Genomic DNA, 24570 nt, shown 5'->3' with positions numbered 1-24570 from the left:
GCCTGACTCTGTGATGTCAGCGGGTTGTCATACTGTGGTCGAGTGACTTCGCCGTGGACAGCTGGGCAGGTGGCGTCGGTAGCTCCCGACGCCGCATCGCTGGCCGCTGCGCGCAAGTTGGCTGGTTCGTGGAGCCATGCCGGCAACAGGGGTCTCGCGCTCTGGGGGCTGTGTCAGGGCAGCGGCTCGAAGCCGTATCAAGCAGTGGTCGACCTGAGGGGCCCTGCATACAAGTGCTCGTGCCCCAGTCGAAAGTTTCCGTGCAAACATGCTCTGGGGCTGCTGGTGGAATGGTCGGAAGGGCGTGTGCCGTCGGCGGACGAGCCCGCCGACTTCGCGGCAGAGTGGTTGTTGCGCCGCGAGGAGAAGGCCGAGACCCGCGGCGAAAGGGCTGAGACCGGCGACGAGGCTCCCAAGAGGGCTCCCGACCCGGCGACAGCGCAGAAGCGCGCCGACCGCGTTGCGAGCGGTCTCGTCGAATTGGACCTGTGGATCACCGATCAGATTCGCAGTGGTCTGGCAGCGATGGACACATCCTGGGCGGGCTTCGACGCAGTAGCTGCTCGAATGGTGGATGCTCAGGCGCCTGGTGTCGCAGGCACACTTCGAGCCTTGGCGGGCACCGTTGCGTCTACCGAGAACTGGCCCGAGACAGTCCTCGACGAGTTGGCTCGGTTGCACCTGCTGGTTGCTGCGCATCAGAAGCTGTCCGAGTTGCCGGAAGATCTTGCCTATTCGGTGAAAGCACACGTCGGCTATCCGGTCTCAACCGAGAGTGTGATGGAATCGATTCCGGTGAAAGAGAACTGGATGATTCTCGGTTCCGGGATCACCGAGGAGAAGCGACTGTTCACCCGAACGGTGTGGATGCTCGGCAGGAATTCGAAGCGGTGGGCCATGCTGCTCGACTTCTCCCACGGGTCGGCCAATTTTGCCACCGAAACGCCGCCAGTCGGGTTTCTGCTCAACGCCGATGTTCATTTCTATCCTGGTGCCGCGGCATTGCGGGCGCGGATAGGGGTCACGCACGGAGAACCGGAGCCCTTCACAACCATGCCGTTCGGAAGCATCGACACTGCGTTGCAGCAGTTTACCGATGCCCTCGCCGCGGATCCATGGTTGCGCTCGTGGCCGGCAGTGATCAGTTCGGTGGTCCCGTCGTTCGTCGACGGATCATGGTTTGTCGTCGACGAATCGGGCACAGCGCTTCGGGCAGAGGGTGATTCGGATCTTCTGTGGAAGTTGCTCGGCATTTCCGGCGGTTACCCGGTCACAGTCTGCGGAACGTGGAACGCGCTGGCTCTTACTCCGATCTCGGTTTTCACGGGAGGGCAGGTGATCGTGCTGTGAGTACATTGATCTCAGCGGCGCTCCTTGGGACAGCCAGAACAGCAACAACATTCGAGGAGCTGCCGGCTGAAGTGCGTGGCTACGCTCGCGAACTCGACGGCGATCCTGCCGAGATGCTTCTCGCAGGAGCAGCGTTGGAGAGGGCGTACCGCCGTGGCGGTGCGGGCTCCACCACGGCGGCGGTGCCGACACCTGCGCCAGACGATGTTCGATTCACGCTGCCGGAATCCTCATCGGCGCATCTGCTGTCGATGCTCGCGGCCAAGGCGACCTTGCTCGACGAATGGTTCGCAGTCGCGTTGGAGTACAATTACCGTGCGCCTGATCATCTGGTCGCCGAGTTGCTTTCTTTTGCACGTGCAAGTGAAGCTCACCGGGAGAGCATCCTGCAGATTGTCGGCGAGCGTGGTCGATGGCTTGCCGCGCAAAACCCCGAGTGGAGCAAACTCGTCCGAACCAGGGATGCCAACCCGGACGTGTGGCGTCACGGAAGTTCGTCGCAGCGCACACAGTGGCTGATAGACACTCGTCGAACAGATCCCGCGCTGGCGCTGGCCGAACTCCGAAAGTCCTGGGGCACCGAGCGGGGCGAACAGAAGGCTGCCTTCGTCGCGGCGCTGGCAAACGGACTGAGTGCGGATGATCAACCATTGTTGGAGGAAGCCCTCGACGACCGTCGCAAGGACGTGCGACGCGCGGCAGTGGAAGTACTCGGACAACTCCCCGAATCGGAGTTCGGGGAGAGAATGGCTGCTCGGGTTCGGAAATGGGTGCGGGTGGAACGGAAACTCGTTCGGTCCACGCTCGTCATCGTCCCGCCTGAGGAAGTCGATTCAGCGGCGAGGCGAGACGGCATCGAAGACCGGCCGAATCCACACACCGACTATCGTGCGGAGTATGTGCGTCAGGCGATCAGTTCTGCGCCGTTGTCTCTGTGGAACAACATGATCGGTGGACCAGGCAAGGTCTTGGGGATGAGCGTTGACGAAGGCTGGGAGCCGATCCTTCACGACGCGTGGTCCACCGCCGCAGTCGCGCAGAACAATACGGAATGGGCGCTGGAACTCTTTCGTATGCGCGGCACGGCCACCGATCGACGCGTGCTCCCGTTGGTGCCGGCCAAGGCGCTGGCTGATCTGTTGAGGTCCGGAAACGGCGACGCCAATGTTCTGCACCCGGGCCGGGCAGCGATCTACGACGCTCTGCGAGGTCCATGGCCCGAGGACATCACCCGGGCAGTGGTGGCCCAGTGGGAACGAGTTGCGGCTAGACGTGCCGACGGAGGCGCCAAGGCCGGCGAATTCTCACGCTACAAGTACGTCGCATCGCTGCGCCTGGCCGAGACTCGATTTCCTTACAGCGCAGTAACTTTGCTGGAGCGTGCGGCGGAGCGTGCTCGTGACCCCGACTGGCGGCAGACCTTCGCCAGAACTGCCAGCGCCATCACCCACCGCAAGACCCTGCTCGAGGAGCTCACATGACTGACAGCGTAACCGTGCCCACCACGGAACCGGAAAAGCTCGCGCAACCGGCAAAGCTGATGCGGCCCCACGCAGAGCAGGAGTACGCGCTCGAACTCGAAGCACTGGCCGCGCAGGATGCTCGTCCGCGTCCACCGTCGTGGAACTTGTCGCCCTGGGCCGTCGTGACGTATCTGTTGGGTGGCACTCTCGACGACGGAACCGTCATTTCGCCGAAGTACGTCGGTCCACGGCGGTTGATGGAAGTGGCCGTCGCAACTCTTGCCACCGACCGGGCGCTACTGCTGTTGGGGGTTCCCGGTACGGCCAAGACCTGGGTCTCCGAACACCTTTCGGCCGCAATCTCGGGTGCGTCGACGCTCCTGGTTCAAGGCACGTCGGGTACGCCCGAGGAAGCTATCCGCTACGGCTGGAACTACGCACGTCTTCTCTCCGAGGGGCCGACCGCCGGTGCACTGGTGCCTTCTCCCGTGATGACGGCGATGGAAACCGGGAAGATCGCCCGCGTCGAAGAGTTGACGCGTATCCCGGCCGACGTGCAGGACGCTCTCATCACCATTCTCTCCGAGAAGACGTTGCCGGTGCCGGAACTGGGCATCGAGGTGCAGGCAGCCAAGGGCTTCAATCTGATCGCTACCGCCAACGATCGCGATCGCGGTGTCAACGATCTGTCGTCCGCACTGCGTCGACGGTTCAATACCGTAGTCCTCCCTTTGCCGGCCAGCGAGGAAGACGAGGTGGCCATCGTGGCACGTCGAGTCGAACAGCTTGGCGCAGCACTGGAATTGCCGACAACCCCCGCAGCAGCCGAGGAAATTCGCCGGGTCGTCACCGTGTTCCGGGAACTGCGATCAGGCGCGACCACCGACGGCCGCACCAAGTTGAAGTCCCCGTCCGGAACTCTGTCGACGGCGGAGGCGATCTCGGTGGTCACCAACGGTTTGGCGTTGTCTGCGCATTTCGGGGACGGCGTACTGCGGGCATCCGACGTCGCTGCCGGAATCCTGGGTTCGGTGATCAAGGATCCGGTCGCAGACAAGGTGGTGTGGAACGAGTACCTCGAGGCAGTAGTGCGTGAACGCGGCGAGTGGTCCGACTTCTACCGGGCGTGCCGCGAGGTCACCGGGTGACCATCGTGATTCCGGACCTGCGTGTCCGGGTCTTCGGTATCCGTCACCACGGCCCGGGATCTGCTCGTTCGGTTCGGCAGGGTCTGGAAGAGTTCTCGCCTGACGTCGTCCTGATCGAAGGGCCTTCGGACGCAGACCCGTTGGTGATGCTGGCGGCGTCGGAATCGATGAAACCGCCGATTGCGTTGCTCGCGTACGCCACTGGCGAGCCGTCGAAGGCGGCCTTCTGGCCGTTTGCGGTGTTCTCACCCGAATGGCAAGCGCTGCAGTGGGCTGCGAAGAACGGTGTGCAGGCACGGTTCTGCGATCTGCCCGCCTTCAACGTGTTGGCGGATCAGGGGATTCGTACTGTCCGCGAGGGCGATCCTCTGTCGGAACTGGCCGCGGCCGCGGGTTTCGACGACACCGAGCGCTGGTGGGATTCGGTGATCGAATCGAGCTCGGGCGCAGATTCTTTCGATGCGATCACCGAGGCGATGGAGGCGCTGCGTGAGACAGTGCCGATCGACGAGGAGACAGCGCATCGCGAAGCGTACATGCGTCAGGTGCTGCGAAAGACGTTGAAAGATGGCGCTGAGCGGGTAGCGGTCGTCTGCGGAGCCTGGCACGCGCCGGCGTTGGTCGGAGCCTTGGGGCCGGCGGCACCCGATGCTCGCATCCTCAAAGGAATGTCCAAGGTCAAGACCTCGCTGACCTGGGTTCCCTGGACACATTCACGCCTGGCGTCGGCATCGGGTTACGGCGCCGGAATCACCTCGCCGGGCTGGTATCACCACCTGTTCACCGCGAACGACAAGACGATCACGCGGTGGCTCACCAAAGTTGCGCGGGTGCTCAGGGACGAGGACCTTCCGATCTCGAGTGCTCACGTCATCGAAGCTGTCCGGTTGGCAGATACGTTGGCGGCACTGCGTTCTCGACCCTTGGCGGGATTGTCGGAGGTCACCGAGGCAACGAGGTCGGTGATGTGCGACGGGAACGACGTTCTTCTGGATCTGATCACGCGAAGATTGGTTGTGGGCGAAGCGCTGGGCGCGGTGCCCGAGGAAACGCCGACAGTCCCACTCGAAGCAGACCTGCGCGCACGCTCGAAGACCTTGCGGCTCAGACAACAAGCGGGAGCAAAGACTCTCGATCTGGACCTGCGACGCGACATCGACGTCGAGCGTTCCCAGTTCCTGCACCGACTGGGGATCCTCGAGATCGATTGGGGAACCCCGGCCGACAGTGAGGTCCGTTCCACCGGAACGTTCCGGGAGACTTGGGCGCTGCAATGGAAGCCCGAATTCTCGGTCTCGGTGATCGAGGCGTCGCTGTGGGGCACGACGGTGGTTGCAGCGGCAACATCATGTGTCGTCTCGAAGATCAACGAGCCGGACATCTCTCTCGCGTCACTGATCGGACTACTGGAGAACTCGCTCCTGGCGAACCTGCCGGCAGCGTTGTCCGCTGTGCTGGAAAGTGTGAAAACGGTTGCGGCACTGGATCATGACGTGTCGCACCTGATGGCGGCGCTGCCCACGCTGACGCGAACGCTGCGGTACGGCGATGTGCGCGGAACCGACGTGTCGGCATTGGTCGACGTCGCCGACAGCCTGTTGATCCGCATTTGCACTGGCCTCGCAGTCGCCGTCACGGGCCTGGACGATCCCAGTGCCGAGGAGTTTCGCGAACACCTCGACAAGGTTCACTCGGCAGTCATGGTTCGTGACGATCGCGATGCGAGCGCACGGTGGCTGCAGGCCATGGCCGGCGTGATCGACCGTGACGACGTCAACGGATTACTCGTCGGCCGGATGGTGCGGCTACTGCGCGACAGCGGTTCGATCACGGAAACCGCTGCAGCCCAGCGCTTGTCTCGGGCCCTGTCCGTGGGAAGCACGCCGACCGCCAAAGCCGGGTGGGTCGACGGGTTTCTCGGTGGAGGAGGGCTTGTGCTCGTTCACGATCGAGCGTTGCTCACGCTGATCGACACGTGGGTTCGCCAACTTCGTGAGCAGGACTTCATCGACACGCTTCCACTGCTTCGACGTACGTTCGGAGCGTTCGAGGCGGGGGAGCGTCGAGCGATCGGTCAGGCGGTCAGAGGTGGACGACGCGTCGAAACGACAGTGGAGACCGATGCTCGACGCGGCAGAGCGGCAATGGCGGTCGTTGCGGACATCTTGGGGGTGGGCGCATGAGCGACGACGATCAGCGCCTTCGACGCTGGAGACTGATGCTCGGGGAATCCGCCGAAGAATCGACGGGTGGGCTGGGCCAGCCGGGCGAGCGTCGAATGGATGCAGCTCTTGCCGCACTCTACGATTCGTCCGGCCCGACCAAGGGGCGACGCCGCTCAGCCGGATTGGGGGCGTCGGCTCCGTCCGTCGCCAGATGGCTCGGCGATATCCGGACGTACTTTCCCAGCACGGTGGTGCAGGTGATGCAGAAGGACGCGATCGACCGACTGGGTTTGGCGCAGTTGCTGCTCGAACCGGAACTGCTCGATGCCGTCGAGCCCGATGTGCATCTGGTCGGGACGCTGCTGAGCCTCAACCAGGTCATGCCGGAGGCCAGCAAGGCCACTGCTCGAATGGTCGTCGGCAAGGTGGTTCGGGAAGTCGAAGAGCGAATCGCGCAGAAAACGAAGGCCGCGGTGACCGGGGCTCTCAATCGTTCGGCCAGAACGTCGAATCCGAAGTTGCGTGACATCGACTGGGACCGAACCATCCGAGCAAATCTGTCGCACTACCTTCCGGAGTATCGAACCGTCGTCCCCGAGCGGCTCGTCGGATATGGCCGCAAGTCGAAATCCGTGCAGCGCGACGTAGTCCTGGCGATCGACCAATCGGGTTCGATGGCGTCCAGCGTCGTCTACGCATCCGTGTTCGGCGCGGTGTTGGCGTCGATGCAGGCGCTGAAGACTTCGCTCGTGGTTTTCGACACTGCCGTCGTCGACCTGACGGACAAACTGTCCGATCCAGTCGACGTCCTTTTCGGGACCCAACTTGGTGGGGGCACGGACATCAACCGCGCAATCGCGTACAGCCAGTCACTGATCTCGCGTCCTGCCGAGTCGATGTTCGTTCTGATCTCGGACCTCTACGAGGGCGGTATTCGCAACGAGATGTTGCGCCGGATGGCCGCCATGAAGAACTCCGGCGTTCAAGTCGTGGTTCTACTGGCACTCTCGGACGACGGGGCACCGTCGTTCGATCACGACAATGCAGCGTCGCTGAGTGCCCTCGGGATTCCCGCGTTTGCGTGCACGCCGGACAAGTTTCCGGAACTGCTGGCGGTGGCTCTGGAACGCGGGGACGTGTCGGCTTGGGCGGATCAGCTCAGCCTCGAACAGCACTGACCGGTCTGCTTCGAGGACCTGAACACCGGGTACACCCGCACGATGGGTGACGGACAGGTTGCTGGTTCGACGACGCAAGCGGGTTCAGGACTGGTTCTCACGGTGTTGGCATCCAGCCAATTCCTGATGACCTTGGACAGTTCGGTCATGAACGTTTCGATGGCAACCGTCGCCGAGGACGTCGGCACGAGCATCACCGGTATTCAAACCGCGATCACGCTGTACACCCTGGTCATGGCGACGCTGATGATCACGGGCAGCAAGCTGGGGTCGATGATGGGTCGTCGCCGGGCCTTCGCGCTCGGCTTGATCATCTACGGCGCAGGTTCTCTGACAACGGCGCTCGCTCCCAATCTTGCGGTCCTGCTGATCGGATGGTCGTTCCTCGAAGGCGTCGGTGCGGCACTCATCATGCCCGCGATCGTCGCGCTCGTCGCCACCAACTTTCCGGCGCAGAAGCGCCCGGCTGCCTACGGTCTGGTCGCTGCCGCCGGCGCGATGGCCGTGGCGGTCGGGCCGCTGATCGGCGGCGCCGCGACGACATTTGCGTCATGGCGTTACGTGTTCGTCGGCGAAGTCGTGATCGTTGTCCTGATCTTGCTGGTGCTGAGCAAGGTGGTCGACGTCCCACCGTCGAAGTCGCGCCTCGACTACGTCGGATCGATCTTGTCCGTGGTCGGGCTGGGCATGATCGTCTTCGGCGTACTGCGCTCGAGCGAGTGGGGTTGGGTGCAGGCCAAACCCGACGGACCGCAGTTGGTCGGGCTTTCCCCGGTGGTGTGGCTGCTGATCGCCGGGCTCCTGGTCGTGTACGGATTCCTGCGCTGGGAGGGACGCCTGGCCGCTGCGGGGAAGGAGCCGTTGCTTGATCCGGCGATGCTGCGAAACCGCGAGCTCAGTGGCGGGCTGTCGATGTTCTTCGCGCAGTTTCTGGTCCAGGCGGGCGTGTTCTTCGCGGTCCCGTTGTTCTTGTCCGTAGTTCTGGAGCTCAGTGCCCTGGAGACGGGAGTTCGCATCCTGCCGTTGTCGGCGGCGCTCGTCGTGGCGGCGATCGGTATTCCGAAGCTACGGCCTACCGCGAACCCGCGACGCGTGGTCCGAGTCGGATTGTTGGTCATGGTCGTCGGCATTCTGATGCTCGTTGCAGGCATGGACCCCGGCGCCAATGCGGCGATCGTGATGATTCCCATGCTGTTCATGGGTTTCGGCTTGGGGTGCCTGTCTTCGCAGCTCGGAGCCGTCACGGTGTCCTCGGTCCCGGACGAGCGCAGCACCGAGGTCGGCGGGTTGCAGAACACCGCCACCAACCTCGGCGCTTCCTTGGGAACTGCCCTGATCGGATCGGTTCTCATTGCCACTCTCACGACGTCGGCGATCGCCGGAATCGAAGACAATCCGGCGGTTCCGACATCGGTGCAGCAGCAAGCGAGCACCGACATGGCCTCGGGCGTGCCGTTCCTGTCGACGACGCAACTCCGATCCGCTCTCGATGACGCCGGCGTCGCCGAGTCCACGGCGGATGCGATCGTGGACGTGAACGAAGAAGCCAGGCTGGACGCGTTGCGTGTCGCTTTTGCCGTGGCAGCGCTGCTCGCCATCGCCGCGTTGTTCCCGACCGCTCGAATCCCCCGCGTCGCGGTCGGCGACAAACGTGGTTCGAGCTAAGAATCAGCAATCGCGGATCGACCTGGACGATCGACGGAACGACCTCTGGATATAGTGATCTGCGCACAATCGATTCGTCAGATGGCTACCGTTGTGAAGGAAACAAGCAGCGAGTCTGAAACACTGACGTTTCACCGGATAAGGGTTCGGTGGGGAGCCAGGGGAGGTTCGGATGGCCAGGCGAGCGGATTCGACGCCCGCTGATGGCGCCTGCGCAGATGTCGGGATGCCTCGCTGATGAGCCGTCCGAGTCGATTGGGCAGGCAAGATCCTGCTTCGGAGGCCGACTGCAACAGCCTGTTTCGCCGTCAGATAGACGAAGCTGCAGCCGTCGCGCCGTTCGCCAATCTTGCGTACATGGCGAGTTTGGTCGTGATTCTGACCTACACCGTCCCGCCCGGACGTCAGACGCTCAGGTGGTTGGGTGGCGCCCTCATCTTTCTCGTCCTCGCGAATTCGATCCGAGTATGGATTCCCCTTCGCTGGCGGCCGTCGAAGCACACCCCGCGCTACGACTACGTGGGTCTGCTCGTCGAGGTGATCGTTGTCGCGACCCTCGACGTCACACTTTTCGCTCTGCTGTTTCACGACATGGACGTCTTCCGCGACTTGGTTCTGATCGCGACGATGGCCGGAATCATGGGCGCCGGGACCGTGACGTTCTCGGGTCTGAGGTCGGTGAGCCTGACCTGGATCTACATTCACGGCCTCGGCGTCTTCACTGTTCTCGTCGTCCACGCCGAACCCCACTTTCGAATACTTGCGATTCAGTTGTGCATCTACATGTTTGCGCTCTCCGTAGGGGCGGTCTATCTGTCGGCCTCTTTCCAGAGACGTTGTCTCGCAGAGTTTCAGGCGGAATCAGAGCGTCAGACTGTGGCGTTGTTGCTCGACGGTTTCGAGGGCGGTTCCCGCGACTGGCTGTGGGAGTGCGACACCAACGGCCGGTTCTCCCACACCTCGGCACGTCTCGCCGAGGTCGCAGGTATGACGGTGGACGAGTTGCAGCAACTCACCTTCGGACAACTCCTCACCAGACTCCAGATCGCATCGAGTCCGGAGGGGCGTGCGGCCGCGGCCCAGATGATCGACAAACTCGAATCGAGTGCTCCCTTCCGGGACACTGTCGTGCCGGTGCATGTCGACGGTAGGCGACGCTGGTGGTCTCTTTCCGGCAATCCACGGGTCCTCGAATCCGGCGCGATTCTGGGTTGGCGCGGTGTCGGTTCCGACATCACGGAGAGGTATGTCCACGAGCAGGAGATCCTTCGCCTTGCGGCCACCGACTCGTTGACCGGGTTGCCGAACCGTCGTGCGTTCGGAGTGGCGCTCGAGGAAGCGATCGATTCCCGCGTGCCGGAGAAGCAGGTTCTCGTCGGGATTCTCGACCTCGACAACTTCAAATCGGTGAACGACACCCTTGGCCATCCGATCGGGGACCAATTACTTCTCGAAGTCACGAAACGCCTTCGCGACGTGATCGGTTCGGACATGTGCTCGCGGATGGGCGGTGACGAATTCGGGCTGATCGTCTGTACGTCTTCGCGCGACGATCCCGGTGTGATCTTCGATCGGTACCTGGAAGTGCTGCACGAACCATTCTTCGTCGAAGGCAATCGGATCGAAGTGCGGGCTACGATCGGCTACTCGAGCGCGCCCGAGGATTCGACGGACGCCGACGGATTGGTGATGCTGGCGGATCTGGCTCTGTACGAGGCGAAGTCGACGGGACGCAATCGAGTGGGTAAGTTCTCACCGCTGCTGCGGGCGAGGGCATCGGCGCGGGCGACGGCGTTGCACGAGCTGGACAGAGGGATCGAGGAAGGGCAGTTCGATCTCCATTACCAGCCTCAGGTCGACACTCAGACCGGTGAAGTGGTGGCCTTCGAGGCTCTTCTTCGGTGGAACCATCCCAGCCGCGGCCTCATCGGGCCCAGCCAGTTCATCTCGGTGGCGGAGGAAACCGGAATGATCATTCCCCTCGGCGCGCAGGCAATGGCGATGGCGACCGCCGCTGCTGCGGGGTGGCCGACCGGAATTGGCGTCTCGGTCAACGTTTCACCAGTGCAGTTGGTGTCGCGAGAGTTCGGTGCGATGGTGAAGAAAGCGCTGACGGATTCGGGCTTGCCTCCGCAACTGCTGCAGCTCGAAATCACCGAGACAGGTGTTGTGGACGATCGCGCGATCCGGGATCTCTACAAGCTGCGTGAGCTCGGGGTCACCGTCGCACTCGACGATTTCGGCACCGGCTATTCGTCCTTTGCCACGCTCCAGAGACTTCCAATCGACGTTCTCAAGATCGATCGCATGCTGGTCACCGACTCGGACGATCCGAAGATGTCCGTGGTGAAGTCCATTGTCGAATTGGCCGCGGCCCTCGGTATGAAATCGTTGGCCGAGGGCGTGGAGACCATCGAGCAGTTCCGCCGCGTCCAGTGGGTCGGGTGTGACCTGGTCCAGGGTTACCACATCAGCAAGGCTCTGACCGCTGAGCGCGTCGATGTGTATCTTGCCGCGACGGACACGGAAACTGGGCGCAGCGTCCACCCACTTACGTGGCTGTGAATCAGATCTGAGCCGAGCGGATCGTATTACCGCCTGCCGCTTTCGCTTGATACATCATCGAATCCGCGACATTTGTCGCCGCCAGGATTGCGGAAGCACCGCCGCTCCACGCCTTCGATTCGGCGGTCATCATCACCGCTCCGACGCTCACCGTTGTGGGGATCGCGTCGGAACAATCCGACAGCGCCGCGTTTATCCCTTCGATCAACAGGGTTGTCGATTCGGGATCGCCGGCGATGACGGCCAGGTATTCTTCCCCGCCGGTTCGAGCGATGACTCCGCGTTCGCCGAGATGTGTGCTCAATCGGTTCGCGGTTCTCCTGATGACATGATCGCCTTCGGCATGACCGTGAAGATCATTCACTGTTTTGAATTTGTCGATATCGACGACGATGAAGGCGAGAGATGAAGAATCGTCTCGGGCGCTATCGAAGAGATCGCCGACTGCCCCTTCCAGTCCCCGACGGTTGAACAGTCCAGTGAGGGGATCCCGGTCCGAATACTGGGCATCGCGGTAGAGAGTGCGCCAAGTCAGGTGCGCAAAAATGGGAACGAGTGTGACAGCTCCGAAAAGAACGGTGCCGCGGGCCAGAAGCGTCGTGATATCGACGTCGCCTTCCAGATATGCAAGAACGAAAACGGTGGTCGTGACGGTCGTCGACCAAACGACATGAGCGACAAGCCACTTTGCGCTGACAAAAAGCGTCGCAAAGGTTCCGGTGACCGCGAAGACGATGCAACCGAACGTCCCGGACGAGCGATCCGGCACCAGGAGGACGGCAGCCGCGATCCCGAGATCTGCGAATATTCCGAATGCAAGCAACCCCCGGCGTCCGGGAAACGGTTGTGTGAACCAGCATGCGGCGATTCCCACACACGTACAGATCATGAAAATCGAAAGAGCTTTGCCGGGGGTGGTCGGCGGCGTATCCGGACCGATCAATTTGTAGAAAGCGGACAGTCCGAAGATGATCGTCATCATTCCGAGCAAGGTTCGGAAGATCGGAATGATTGCCCGGCCGGATCTCTGGTGCTTTATCCACTCGTAGTCGTGTGGTTCGTTCAACCATTCGTGAAGTGTTCGCCAAGAACTGTGCCCCTCGGAGGTGATGACAGGGCTCGGCATGCTGTCCATTTTGCCTTGAATTTAGGTAAAGAGAAAATCTATGTTCGACCGCTTCCATCGGATCGGCTCTTTTCGGGGAAGAGGTTCAATTATCGAGTCGAGCGCTTACTCGATGCTTGTTTCAAGCCTTCTTCGAACTGCTGTGTGCGTTGTTCGAGGCGGTCGCGAACGATCCGACTTTTCGCGTACGAGACTTTCTCACGCCGTAAGCGGCGAGGATGACCCCCAGCGCGACCAGGCTTTGGACGAATTCCGCGCGCGTGGGTTCGTTGAGACCCATTCCCACCAGGATCACGAGAATCAGACCAGTGACCACTATCGGCAGGCCGGGATACAACCAGACACGGAATTTCAGAATCTCGGGGCTTTCGCGTTCCCATCGGCGTCGGAGGCGTAGTTCGGATACACAGATCAGGATGTAAACGAACAAGCAGATTGCGCCCGACGAATTCACGAGGAACAAGAAAATCGTATCCGGCCAGATGTAGCCGGCCGCGATACAGAAGTACCCGGCCACAGTGCAGGCGAGTACGCCCTTCACCGGCACGCCGCGGCTGTTGGTCCGTGTCATCCAGGCCGGCGCGTCGTTGTAGACGGAGAGTGCGAAGAGCATCCGTGACGCCGTGTACAGGCCGGAATTGAGGCAGGACAGCACCGCGACCAGAACCACGAGATTGAGAATGTCGGCGGCGCCGGGAATTCCGAGCAGGTCGAGTGCGGAGATGAACGGAGAATCGCCGACGACGAACGAATCCCACGGCAGCATCGTCACGAGGAGGAAGGTGGCGACAACGAAGAAGGCGAGAATGCGGAAGACGACCGTGTTCGTGGCCCGCCTGATCGCTCCGGCAGGTTCGGCGGATTCCGCTGCGGCGATCGTGACCAGCTCGGCTCCGGTCATGGAGAAGATCACGGCGACAACGCCCACCAGTACGGGGGTGAAGCCGTTCGGCAGAAATCCTCCGTGGCCGGTCAGATTGCTGAAATCGACTTCACTGCCGGGCCAGATGCCGAAGACGAACAGACTGCCGAGCACGATGAAGCCGATGATGACGGCGACCTTGATACCCGCAAACCAGTATTCAGCCTCGCCGAAGTTGCTGACGGAGAGAAGATTGACCCCGGTCATCACCAACAGGAGTACCGCTGACATGAGCCAGAGCGGGACACCATGGATCCACCGGGAGAGCAAGGTTGCTCCGACGACGGATTCGATGCCGACGACGATCACCCAGAAATACCAGTAGAGCCAGCCAGTGGTGAAACCCGCCCAGTCGCCCAACGCCATGCGGGCGTATTCGGTGAACGATCCCGTACACGGCTTGGCCACGGCCATTTCGCCGAGCATGCGCATCACCAGGAACACGATGATGCCGCAGATCGCGCACGTGATGACTGCGCCGGGGCCGGCCTGGTTGATGATTCCGCTCAGCCCGACGAAGAAACCGGCGCCGATGACGCCGCCCATGGAAAGCATGGTCAGGTGGCGCTTCTTCAAGCCTGTTTTGAGTGTCGAATGAACGCTGGCGGCTTCGGCTGTTTCGGTGCTGCTGTCGGGCATCTGGGCTCAGCTCCTATTGCATGACGCGATCAGTTCTTTCGGAGAGACGCTAAGCTCATCGTGTGATCCAGAACATGGACTTGATGTACAAATCTGAACTGGAAACTGTCAGTTCTGTCCACTGCCCATTTATCCACTGCCTTTCTGTTCAATGTCTTCGGAGGTTCCGGTAATGCCGATGACTGTCCGGCGCCTGGCGGCCACCACCTCGCTCGGCCTCACGATCGTTGCCGGTCACGACGACGTGGATCTGTCGATCAGCTGGGCGCACGCAATCGAATTGCAGGATCCGACCCGTTGGCTCGCCGGTGGAGAGCTTGTCATGACGACGGGGCTGCACCTTCCGCGTTCGGCGACAAAGCAATACGAGTACGTCGAGCGCATCGCGCAGACCGGTGCGGTGGCACTGGCGTTCGACACCGGCACCGTGCACGAGAGGGTGCCGGACGCGATCATCAGGGCCGGCGACGAACTGGGTTTTGCCGTGCTTTCCGTCGCCAAGGAGACGCCGTTCATCGCCATTTCGCGGGCCGTGATCGACGAACTGACCGCCGACCAGATACGAACGGTGCAGGCGGTGGTCGACGCGCAGGAGAAGTTGGCGCGTGCCCTGCTCGACGGGGTGCCGGCTCTGATCACTGCCCTGGGTCGAGCCGTTCACGCAGCAGTCTGTGTTCTCGATCGGGACGGCGCGGTGCTGGCTCTGACGGAAGGTGCGAGTTCGTCTCTGCCCGAACGCATCAGGGAGCGATCAGGTAAGGAGCGCAGCCGGATCGTGGTGGACGACGACGGCCACCTGGCCATTCACCGCCTTGCTGTGAGCGGCACGCTGGCCGTGGCGTCCGAGGCCGCCTTGGATCAGTCCGAGCGATTGTTGGTGGGCCACACGGTGTCGCTGTTGACCATCGAGCTTGCCAAGCCGTTGCGGGTTGTCGATGCCGAACAGCGGCTGAGGTTGGCCGTTACGACGATGGTGCGCCAGGCCGGCGGTGACGTCGACGAAAGTCTGTTGCGGTACTTCGGATTCGAATCCGAAACCACGGTGGTGGCAACCGCCTTGACCGATGTCGGACCTTTGCTTGCGGCCACCGACATCACTTCAGCGGCCCTGGAAGAAGAGTCGGTGCCGTACCTGTTGGCCCCGCTGACTGACGGAACCGGTGTGTGGTTCGTCGTGAAAAGTGAAGTTGCGGAGAAGGTCACGCGCAGTGTGTATGCGAGAGTACGGGAGAATTCACGCCGGAGTATCAACGGTGGAATCGGTGGCGTCCGGCCGATTAGCGGTGTTGCGGCCAGTCTGCGCGAGGCCGTCTCTGCTGCCAAAGTGGGGCAGGTCGAAGGACACACACTCGTTCCGTTCTCGGAACTCGGGACTTTCAGTCTCTTGTTGAGTGTGCAGTCGAGCGAAGTTCTGCAGTCGATCGCGGCCGGCGGTCTCGGTGTGCTGGAAGGCTACGACGCCGAGAACGGTTCCCGTCTGGTGGACTCGATCGAAGCGTTCCTGCACCACAATGGTCAATGGGAATCCGCTGCAGCGCAATTGGGTGTTCACCGGCACACGCTGCGTAACCGCATGGACAAGGCTGCCGAGTTGATCGGGAGAGATCTCGATTCCGCCCACACCCGGTCCGAGTTGTGGATCGCACTCAAAGCTCGTGAACTGCTGCAGGCGGAATCGAATTCAGATCACGCTCGGCCGCCCCTGAGATAGACGGTGGTGGTGTGAGTGAAGAACTCTCGCGCCGCGTCGCCTTGTTCCTTGGGTCCGTATCCACTCCTCTTCGCGCCGCCGAAAGGTACGTGGGGATCAGCGCCCGCCGATTCCGAATTCACGTGCAGGATCCCCACGTCCAGATCGTCGATACCGGCCAGTGCACTGGTCAGGTCTTGCGTGAACAATGCTGCGGACAAACCGAATTCGCCCTCGTTCGCCAAGCGGAATGCGTCTGCGGTTGTTGCTGCCCGCTGCACCGCCAGTACCGGGCCGAAGAGTTCCTCGAACCACAGTTCGGTGCTCGACGGTAGTTCCAGCACTGTCGGTTGGACGTAGTAGCCCGACTGCGGCGCTTCGGCGGTGGCCACAACCCTGGCGCCGCCGTCGACGGCTCGATTGATCCCCTCGATGATCGACTGCTGCGCGTATGCGCTGACCACGGGACCTGTCGTGACGTCGGGATCGAGTGGATCTCCGACTCTCAGTTGCTTGACTTCAACGGTCAGCCTGGCCAGGAATTCCTCGGCGATGGATTCATGGAGCACCAGACGTGAAGTGGCCGTGCATTTCTGGCCGGTTGACCGAAATGCGCCCAGCATCACCTGCTCGACCGCAAGCTCGAGATCTGCGTCGGCAAGTACGACGGCTGCGTTCTTTCCACCCATTTCCGCCTGTACCGGAACTCCGCGCGCCGCAGCAGATCCCGCGATCTTTCGGCCGACGCCGGTGGAACCGGTGAAGGTGACGGCGTCGAGGTCCGGGTGATCGACCAGCGCTTCACCGGCCGCGCTGTCGGCGAGGATCATGTTCAGGACTCCGTCGGGTAGGCCCGCTTCGCTCAGTGCCTGCGCGAGACGGAAGGCCAGAAGGGGCACCGCGGCAGCCGGTTTCCAGACGACGGTGTTTCCGTACACCAAGGCAGGCGCAATCTTCCATGCCGGGATCGCGATCGGGAAGTTGAACGGCGTGACGACGCCTACCACGCCGAGAGGTTTGCGAGTGACGAGAATCTGCTCGCTGCTACGTGGGGAGGAATACACCGTTCCGGTCTCGCGGTCGGCGGCGTTGCCGTAGTAACGCAGAATCTGCGCTGCGCGGCGCACCTCTCCGATACCCTCGGCCAGCGTTTTCCCTTCTTCGCGGGTGAGTTCTTCGCCCCAGGCCTCAGCGTTGGATTCGATGATTTCCGCTGCGCGAGTGAGGTATGCGCCGCGTGCGGACATCGGCAGGCGGGCCCAGTCATTCGCGGCGATGCGGGCGACGCGAACACCGGTCGCCATTTCGGAGGCACCGGCGCGGCCTCCGGTGGCGACAACCTCGTCGGGACGGGCCGGGTTGGTGTCCGTCAGTGTGCCGTCGCTGCCCGTGACCCAAGCTCCGCCGATCAAGCTGCGCACTGCGACGCTCATCGGACTGCGGCCACAGCGTCGCGAAGAATACCGAGTCCTTCGGTCAGCAACTCGTCGGAGATGCTCAGCGGCGGGAGGAAACGGACGACGTTTCCATAGGTGCCGGCGGTGAGCAGAAGGAGACCGTGCGCGTGGGCGTAGCTGACGATCTGGGCGACGGCCTCGCGATTCGGAGCCTTGTCCTCGTCGTGGACGAGTTCGATTGCAATCATGGCGCCGCGTCCACGAATGTCGCCGATTATGTCTGTGTCCGAAGCGATTTCGGACAAACCTGTGGTCAGAATGTCGCCGATGTCCTTGGCGCGGTCGAGGAGCCCTTCCATCTCGATCGTCTCGAAAACTGCCAGGGCGGCCTCGCAGGCAACGGGATTGCCGCTGTACGTACCGCCGATACCACCGGGATGCGCGGCGTCCATGACGTCGGCACGGCCGGTCACGGCGGCGAGTGGCATTCCGCCGGCGAGACCTTTTGCGGTTGTGATGATGTCGGGGACGAAGTCCTCACTCTCGCTGGCGAACCAGGCCCCGGTTCGTGCGATACCGGTCTGGACCTCGTCCGCGACGACGAGAATGCCGCGCTCACGGCAGAATTCCGAGATTCGCTTCAGGAATCCCGGAGCGGGAACGATGAAACCGCCCTCACCCTGAATCGGTTCCACGACCACAGCGGCTACCGATTCGGCGCCGATCTGAGTGTCGATCGCAAGACGGAACTGGGCGAATGCTTCGTCGGCCGCGTTTTCGGGGCCGCTCGGCCAACGGTAGGGGTATGCCATCGGAACCCGGTAGACCTCTGGTGCGAACGGGCCGAATGTGGCCTTGTACGGCTGGTTCTTGGCTGTCATCGTCATGGTCATCAACGTGCGACCGTGGAATGCGTGGTCGAAGACGACAACTGCCGGGCGACCGGTGGCGGCACGTGCGTATTTCACGGCGTTCTCGAGCGCTTCGCTGCCGGTGTTGAACAGCGCTGTTCGCTTCTCGTGATCTCCCGGGGTCAGGCGGTTGAGCGCTTCGCAGACCTCGAGGTACCCCTCGTAGGGGTTTGCGAGGAAACACGTATGGGTGAACTGACCGAGCTGGCGCGTGGTGCGTTCGACCACGCGCGGCGCACTGTTTCCGACGGTGGTCACGGCGATGCCGCTGCCGAAGTCGATGAACGAGTTGTCGTCGACGTCGACGACAACTCCTCCGCCCGCTGCGGCAACGTAAATGCTGGATCCGCTGGTCAGCCCGGCCGGCAGTGCGGCGCTCCGGCGCTTTGCCAAAGCGCGCGAGTTGGGGCCGGGCACTTCGGTGACGAGGCGTCGTATCTGGGGAAGGGTCGGTCCACCGATGCACGTTTCCGTGCCGTGCTCGAGAATGGTCATCGCAGTGCCTCCAGTCGTTTTCCGAACTGTAGGACGGCGATGAATGATCCGGACATGGCCGGATTGTCGAGTGGCTTCTATCTCATAGGACGCCGCGTCCAGCAGGTTGTCCAGCAGGTTACTGTGCGAAACTGCCGAGGAATCGTTGCAACAGTGGGTTGTACACCTCAGGGGCTTCCCAGAACGCTGCATGCCCCACACCGGGAATCACGTGATACGTGCCCTCCCAGAGATTCGCGAAGGTCAACGACGCGACATACGACGTGTTCACGAACGGGTCCTCGGCGCCGTCGATCACCGCGAGAAGCACAGACGCCGTTGCAACCAGAGCCTTCTGATCCGATTCGCGGCCGGCGCCGAATGCGTCGAACATGATCTTGCGAGCGCGTCCGTCCGTGCGTATCGCGGCGTCGAGGGCAGCCTGCTCGAAGGGAACGGCGGTCATTCGTGCGTAGAGTTCGGCTTCTTGCGCGGTGATGACCTCGGTGCCGCCGATGGACAATCCGTCGCCGGCATTGAAGGCGTCGCCGAGCGTCTCGGGATTTGCCGGCGGCGTACCGGTGATGACGATTCCGGTGAGCCCGGGGAATTTCGCGGTCAACTCGAGAGCGATGTGTCCGCCGAGCGACCAGCCGACGACAACGGCTCTTTCGACGCCGAGTTCGGTCAGAACATCGACGATGGCGTCGGCGTAACCGTTCTGCGTGTATGCGGTTTCGGGATCGCTCGCGTCCTCGGAGTCGCCGTGGCCGAGTAGGTCCAGAGTGATCATGCGGTAGTCGCCGGCCCAGTCGGCGTCGACCTGATGACGGAAGATGGAGCGGCTGGCCGAGTTCCCGTGGATGAAGACAACCGGAAATCCGTCGGTGGCACTGTCGTCGACTGCCATGACGCCATGCCGGGTTTCGATCTTGGTGGTTGTCATCGGAATCCTCATCGTTCGAAGTGCACGGTCAGCGGGTATCCACGCTACCGGGCATATGCGGCATAGAGTTCACCCGTGGACTTCGCATTGCGCTCGTGCAGTTGGCACGGTCACGAGACCTACGCTCCGGACGAACCTGAACTGCGGGATCGACTACATGTGGATACTGCGGTGGGTCAGGCGTGGCGGTGCCTACGTTGCGGCAACTTCGTCCCGGGAGCGCCCCGAGCATCGGGACCGGCGGACGCCGCCCCCGAGGTTCCGCGGGGACGGCTGCTTCGCGACCGGTTGATCATGCGACTTCTCGCCACCGAGAGAATGTTCCGCGCTCTGGGGTTGGTTCTTCTGGCGATCGGTGTGTTCGAACTGAGATCGTCGAAGGGTCGCGCCGAGGACGCCTTCGAGAACGAATTGCCGTTGATCAGGCCACTTGCCCGTCAATTGGGCTGGAACATCGACGATTCCAAACTGGTCCATCACATCGAGCAGGCGTTTTCGTTGTCCGCTACGACGCTCACCTGGATCGCAGTCGGGCTGTTGGTCTACGCCGGCCTTCAAGTGATCGAGGCAGTCGGCCTGTGGATGGTCGAACGCTGGGGCGAGTACTTCGCGGTGGTGGCGACCAGCTTGTTCCTGCCCCTCGAAATCTACGAATTGACCGAGAAGATCACGTGGTTGAGGGCCGGGTTGCTGCTGGTGAACATCGCTGCCGTCGTGTGGCTGATCTGGAGCAAGCGACTCTTCGGTGTCCGCGGCGGCGGCGCGGCGTATCACGCCGAACATTCGGAGGAGAGCTTGCTGACGGTGGAGAGGGCCGCGGTCAAGCAGGCTTCGTGAGACCAGCTTTCGACGTGGCAGCACCCGCCAGCGTTGCTGCACCGATCGTGATCATGGCGGCGAGGAGGATGGCTGCGGGTTCACCGTCGCCCATCACCCCCAATTGAGTGCCCACCGTAACTGCGGCAACCGGTACTCCCAGTTGTGCGGCGGACAGCACGCCGAGAGGGAGCGGGAGACCGAGGGCGCGTATCGCGGCGTGAACCACGAGAGTTGCTCCGCCCAAGACCAATCCGAGCCAGATGGCGGACGGATGGGTGACGAGGTCGCGCAGATTGATCGCCGCTCCCAACCAGACGAAGAAGAGGGGAGCGAAGAAGCCGTCGGTGATGGCGAAGAGCTGTTTGGCGAGGCGGCGGGGTTCACCGATCGCGGCAAGAACGAGCCCGAAGGCGAAGCCCGCGAGCATGATCGACACGTGAGTGCTCGACGCCAGCGCTGCCAGAGAAAAGAGGATCACCAGATTGATCCGGAGTTCGAGTGCAAACTTTCGTTTCTCCGAGAATTTGTGGAGCCTTCGCCAATGGCCGGACCGGTGGAAGGCTCGCAGTACGAAGAACAAGGCAACCGCACACGCCGCCACAGCCAGTGCGCCGACACCGGCACGAGGGGCATTGTCCGGATCGATCACCAAAGGCAGCGCAACAATGCAGACGGTGTCCGCGATCGCGACCTGGGCAGTCATCTGCAGAACCGAGGTTCCACCGAGCCCCAGCGAATCGACGATGGGGAGAATCAACGCCGCGGACGACGACGCGATCAGGACCGCGTACAGCGCGGCATGACCGGTGCCGAATGCCGTCGCCGCACCGTAGCCGGCAACAACCGACAGAAGTCCGACGACAACCGAGCGAACGGCACCCTTGCCGATTGCCGCACGGACTGCCGGATCGCGAACCGGGACGTGTGAGCCGGCCACCATCATCGTGAGCGCGAATCCGATATCGGCCAGGAACGTGAAAGTCTGGTCCGAAGAGTCGAGCAGCCCGAAACCGGTGACACCGAAGACGACGCCCGCGGCAAGTTCGCCGACCACCACGGGGACATGCCAGCTGACGCGAGCGCCGAGCAGCGGGCCGAGAATGCCGGCCAGCGCGACGAGGGCAAGGATGCCGAAGGTCATCGACGACCTACGAGTTAACTGTCGAGGGTGCGATCTTCGCGGGGATGGCGGTGTTCTCGTCCACGTGGTAGCTCGCACAGACACGGTGGTAGCCGTCGGCGATCTGCGCCGGTACTCCGGCGCGGAAGTCTCCCTGCACCAGCAGGATCGGCGACAGCGCGATCCCCTTGCGGATCTTCAACAGGTCGGCAGCCACGTGTGGGTTGTCGACCGGAAGCAGAGGGAGCCCAGCAGCCCGCAGGATGTCTTTGGCCTTCTTCGAGACCAGCGTCGCCGTCTTGAGGGCGTACACGAGAGCTTGGACCTGAACCGGCGTCGCGCCCAACTGGAGGTAATCGCGGGCCGCCGGGTAGTCGTGCTCGTCCGGCAGGTCCTTCCAGAGAACGGCGGGAGCCTTCTCGGCTACCTTCGGCTCTGCTGTCTTGGGAGCCTTCGGCTGCGCTGCCTTCGACGCCTTCGGCTGGGCTGCCTTCGACGTTTTGCTCTTGGCCATCTGTGCTGTTTCCTTCAGTGTCGGTCCGCGAGTGGAGCTGGTGCAGAAATCGTGCACTATCAGCGCCGCAGGCACCACATCGGAGCTGTTTGGCCCCTTAGGCGGCGGGTAATCAGCAGACTGCGGGGGAACGAGCAGGAGGCGAAGCAATGAAGCGGATTCTCGCAGTGCTCGCAGCGCTGATCCTGGCGGTGTTCGCACTGACCGCGTGCAGTGACAACAACGATTCGTCGGACAACGATTCGGCCGATCACGACGGCATGGCGATGACCAGTATGCCGATGACCAGCATGCCGACCAGTATGTCGATGCCGAGCATGCCTCTGGGTATGTCGACGCCGGGAGCGTCGTCGATGGGAATCGTGATCAGCGGTTTCGAATACTCGACGCCGGAGTCGGTGATGCCCGGACAGGTACTGACCATTCAGAACAACGACACCGTCGAGCACTCGGTCACGTCCGATACCGCGGGGTTGTTCAACGAGGACATCGAAGCGGGTGAGACGGAAACCATCACGGTGCCGAACGAGCCTGGAACGTACACGTTCCACTGCACCTACCACCCGAGCATGCACGGCACCTTGACGGTCAAGTAGAGGTCGGCCCGGTCTGGCGTGACTTTCGCGAGAAAACGTTGGCGGCACGCGCCGGATTGAGCTGGTGGAGAACAGATCCGGGTGTACGGTTTTCAGGTGCGCCGGAGAATTGCGATCAGTGTCGTCACGCTCGTGGTTTGCGCCCTCGGCTTTTCGCCGCCGGCGCTCGCGGATTCACCGAACGGCTCGTATTCGTCACAGCTGCTGTACTTCTCGGTCGATGTCGGGCCTGAACTCTCGACGCCGTGCACCGTCGTCGGTGAACTCTTTGTTCCCGATGGTGTCGACGCTGACAACCCAGCTCCCGCGATCCTGACCACCAACGGGTTCGGCGGTTCGTACAAGGACCAGATTCCTGCCCTGCAGAACTTCGCCGAGAACGGGTATGTCGGACTGACGTATTCGGGATTGGGTTTCGGCGGCACGAGTTGCAAGATCACACTCGACTCTCCCGCATACGACGGTGTCGCCGCTTCCCAGTTGGTCAGCTTCCTCGGCGGCCAAGAAGGGATTGCCTTCACGGATCAGGCTCTGACGCAGCCCTATCCGGCGCTCACCACGGTCGTTCAGGACTCCGTCGATCACACCGGTGCACCGTCGACGAACGACCCGCGGGTCGGAATGACGGGTGGCTCTTACGGCGGCGGCATTCAATTCGCCGCCGCGAGTGTCGATCCCCGCATCGACACCATCATCCCCATGATCACCTGGAACGATCTCTCGTATTCTCTGGCGCCCAACAGCACCGGGACCATCTCCGGAGTGTCGACTGCGGAGCCGGGAGCAGCGAAGGTGCTCTTTGCATCGCTGCTCTTCGGCGCGGGCATCGCGAATCCCGGTGTGGACGGTTACATCGCAGATCCCGCACGGCTACCCGGCTGCCCGAACTACGTCCCTTACATGTGCAACGCGATCGCCGAGGCAGTGGTGACCGGCGATATCGGACCGCAAGTAGTGAGTGAGCTCCGAGCGTCGTCGGTCTCGTCGTTCGTCGACCGGATCAACATTCCGGTACTGCTTGCTCAGGGGCAACAGGACACCCTGTTCGATCTGAACGAGGCAACCGCGACTTACGACGCGCTGAAGGATCGTGGCGTCGATGCCAAGATGATTTGGCATTCGTGGGGGCACAGCCACTTGGCCGCTGCGCCGGGCGAGTTCAGCTTCTCCGCACCCGACGAGGATACCCAGTACGAGACCGGTCGCTTCATGGACTGGTTCGATCACTACCTCAAGGACGAGAACACGGAGACCGGCCCGGAATTCGCGTATTTCCGCAACTGGATCGACTACGAGGGAAACGCGGCACCGGCCTACGCGACGTCCGACACCGTCGATGTCGGGACCGCTCGCGCCTTCCATCTGTCCGCTGACGGGGGACTGCTACCGGACGGCACGCCGATGATACCGGGTTCGAAGACGATCGTCACCGCACCGGCTGGGCTGCCGACGGGCGTAGAGCCACTCAATATCAATCCGGCCGGAAACATTCCGAATGCACAGATTCCGGGAACCGAGGCGCTCTGGACCACTGCGCCGATGACCGAGGCGATGGACGTGGTGGGAGCCCCCACTGTGACGCTGCGTGTTGCGGCGCCCGGACAGCCGGTGGTGTTCGCGAAACTCTACGACGTGGCTCCGGACGGAACTTCCTCGCTGATCAACGGACTCATCGCACCCATACGCATCAGTGATCCGTCGCAGCCGGTGCCGGTGACGATGCCGGCGATAGTGCATCGATTCGAGCCAGGGCATTCCGTGCGTCTCGCGATCACCGGTGGCGACATCAGTTTCCGTGGGGGACTGCAAGGTGTGCCGGTGACGATCTTTGCCGACGGTTCCGGCCCCCTCGAACTTCCCGTCGTGGGCTGATACACCGTGG

The 24570-nt window shown here is 62.4% G+C and carries 18 protein-coding genes; 11 read left to right on the top strand and 7 right to left on the bottom strand.

Annotated elements, in window-relative coordinates; genetic code table 11:
* The first annotated feature begins 42 nt into the window (after positions 1–42).
* The 7 genes from AOT96_RS08075 (at position 43) to AOT96_RS08045 (ending at position 11534) form a co-directional block, all read left to right on the top strand.
* A complete protein-coding gene (locus tag AOT96_RS08075) occupies positions 43–1350 on the top strand; it encodes an SWIM zinc finger family protein (RefSeq protein ID WP_039973158.1) in 1308 nt (435 codons plus the stop codon).
* Positions 1347–2831: a DUF5691 domain-containing protein gene (locus AOT96_RS08070; RefSeq protein ID WP_065351550.1), complete on the top strand. Its 1485-nt coding sequence runs from the start codon at positions 1347–1349 to the stop codon at positions 2829–2831. The genes AOT96_RS08075 and AOT96_RS08070 overlap by 4 nt, the downstream gene beginning before the upstream one ends.
* Positions 2828–3961, top strand: coding sequence for an ATP-binding protein (locus AOT96_RS08065; RefSeq protein WP_065351549.1), 1134 nt, complete (start codon positions 2828–2830; stop codon positions 3959–3961). The genes AOT96_RS08070 and AOT96_RS08065 overlap by 4 nt, the downstream gene beginning before the upstream one ends.
* Positions 3958–6144 carry a DUF5682 family protein gene (locus tag AOT96_RS08060; RefSeq protein ID WP_083197594.1) on the top strand — a complete coding sequence of 729 codons (2187 nt, stop codon included), beginning with the start codon at positions 3958–3960 and terminating at the stop codon, positions 6142–6144. Before AOT96_RS08065 ends, AOT96_RS08060 begins: the two co-directional genes overlap by 4 nt.
* Complete coding sequence (locus tag AOT96_RS08055) at positions 6141–7304, top strand: VWA domain-containing protein (RefSeq protein ID WP_047269390.1); 1164 nt, start codon at positions 6141–6143, stop codon at positions 7302–7304. The genes AOT96_RS08060 and AOT96_RS08055 overlap by 4 nt, the downstream gene beginning before the upstream one ends.
* 42 nt (positions 7305–7346) lie before the next feature.
* On the top strand, positions 7347–8969 hold the full coding sequence (locus tag AOT96_RS08050) for an MFS transporter (protein WP_042446444.1): 1623 nt from the start codon (positions 7347–7349) through the stop codon (positions 8967–8969).
* 237 nt (positions 8970–9206) lie between these two features.
* Positions 9207–11534, top strand: coding sequence for a putative bifunctional diguanylate cyclase/phosphodiesterase (locus AOT96_RS08045; RefSeq protein ID WP_065351547.1), 2328 nt, complete (start codon positions 9207–9209; stop codon positions 11532–11534).
* A gap of 1 nt (position 11535) precedes the next feature.
* Here the strand turns inward: AOT96_RS08045 and AOT96_RS08040 are convergent, their stop codons facing one another.
* Positions 11536–12660, bottom strand: coding sequence for a GGDEF domain-containing protein (locus tag AOT96_RS08040; RefSeq protein WP_231917406.1), 1125 nt, complete (start codon positions 12658–12660; stop codon positions 11536–11538).
* 121 nt (positions 12661–12781) lie between these two features.
* Complete coding sequence (locus AOT96_RS08035; protein ID WP_030536080.1) at positions 12782–14221, bottom strand: amino acid permease; 1440 nt, start codon at positions 14219–14221, stop codon at positions 12782–12784.
* A 178-nt stretch (positions 14222–14399) separates the two neighbouring features.
* On the opposite strand from AOT96_RS08035, the gene AOT96_RS08030 reads away from it, so the two are divergent.
* Entirely contained in the window at positions 14400–15932 is a 1533-nt protein-coding gene (locus AOT96_RS08030) for a PucR family transcriptional regulator (RefSeq protein WP_231917405.1), read from the top strand.
* Here the strand turns inward: AOT96_RS08030 and AOT96_RS08025 are convergent.
* The 3 genes from AOT96_RS08025 to AOT96_RS08015 form a co-directional block, all read right to left on the bottom strand.
* Entirely contained in the window at positions 15908–17344 is a 1437-nt protein-coding gene (locus tag AOT96_RS08025) for an aldehyde dehydrogenase family protein (protein ID WP_065351544.1), read from the bottom strand. The two genes, AOT96_RS08030 and AOT96_RS08025, sit on opposite strands and share 25 nt — an antisense overlap.
* The gene (gene gabT, locus AOT96_RS08020) at positions 17341–18714 is read right to left on the bottom strand and encodes a 4-aminobutyrate--2-oxoglutarate transaminase (RefSeq protein ID WP_065351543.1); all 1374 of its coding nucleotides are present in this window, start codon (positions 18712–18714) and stop codon (positions 17341–17343) included. Before gabT ends, AOT96_RS08025 begins: the two co-directional genes overlap by 4 nt.
* A gap of 118 nt (positions 18715–18832) precedes the next feature.
* Complete coding sequence (locus AOT96_RS08015) at positions 18833–19639, bottom strand: alpha/beta fold hydrolase (RefSeq protein WP_065351542.1); 807 nt, start codon at positions 19637–19639, stop codon at positions 18833–18835.
* Between the two features lie 75 nt (positions 19640–19714).
* Between AOT96_RS08015 and AOT96_RS08010 the strand changes: the two genes are divergently transcribed.
* On the top strand, positions 19715–20476 hold the full coding sequence (locus tag AOT96_RS08010) for a DUF2127 domain-containing protein (RefSeq protein ID WP_003943067.1): 762 nt from the start codon (positions 19715–19717) through the stop codon (positions 20474–20476).
* On the opposite strand, the gene AOT96_RS08005 is transcribed toward AOT96_RS08010, so the two are convergent.
* Positions 20460–21599, bottom strand: coding sequence for a cation:proton antiporter (locus tag AOT96_RS08005; RefSeq protein ID WP_065351541.1), 1140 nt, complete (start codon positions 21597–21599; stop codon positions 20460–20462). The two genes, AOT96_RS08010 and AOT96_RS08005, sit on opposite strands and share 17 nt — an antisense overlap.
* A 7-nt stretch (positions 21600–21606) precedes the next feature.
* The gene (locus tag AOT96_RS08000; protein ID WP_042446474.1) at positions 21607–21969 is read right to left on the bottom strand and encodes a hypothetical protein; all 363 of its coding nucleotides are present in this window, start codon (positions 21967–21969) and stop codon (positions 21607–21609) included.
* 272 nt (positions 21970–22241) lie between these two features.
* Here AOT96_RS08000 and AOT96_RS07995 point away from each other — a divergent pair, with 272 nt between their 5' ends.
* Together AOT96_RS07995 and AOT96_RS07990 are read left to right on the top strand one after the other, a co-directional pair.
* Positions 22242–22688 carry a cupredoxin domain-containing protein gene (locus AOT96_RS07995; RefSeq protein WP_003943263.1) on the top strand — a complete coding sequence of 149 codons (447 nt, stop codon included), beginning with the start codon at positions 22242–22244 and terminating at the stop codon, positions 22686–22688.
* 81 nt (positions 22689–22769) lie between these two features.
* Entirely contained in the window at positions 22770–24560 is a 1791-nt protein-coding gene (locus AOT96_RS07990) for a CocE/NonD family hydrolase (protein WP_065351540.1), read from the top strand.
* Positions 24561–24570 lie beyond the last annotated feature (10 nt).

The sequence above is a fragment of the Rhodococcus sp. 008 genome, assembly GCF_001682295.1.
GTDB classification, from domain to species: domain Bacteria; phylum Actinomycetota; class Actinomycetes; order Mycobacteriales; family Mycobacteriaceae; genus Rhodococcus_F; species Rhodococcus_F qingshengii.
This window is presented reverse-complemented; position numbering and strand designations above follow the sequence as displayed.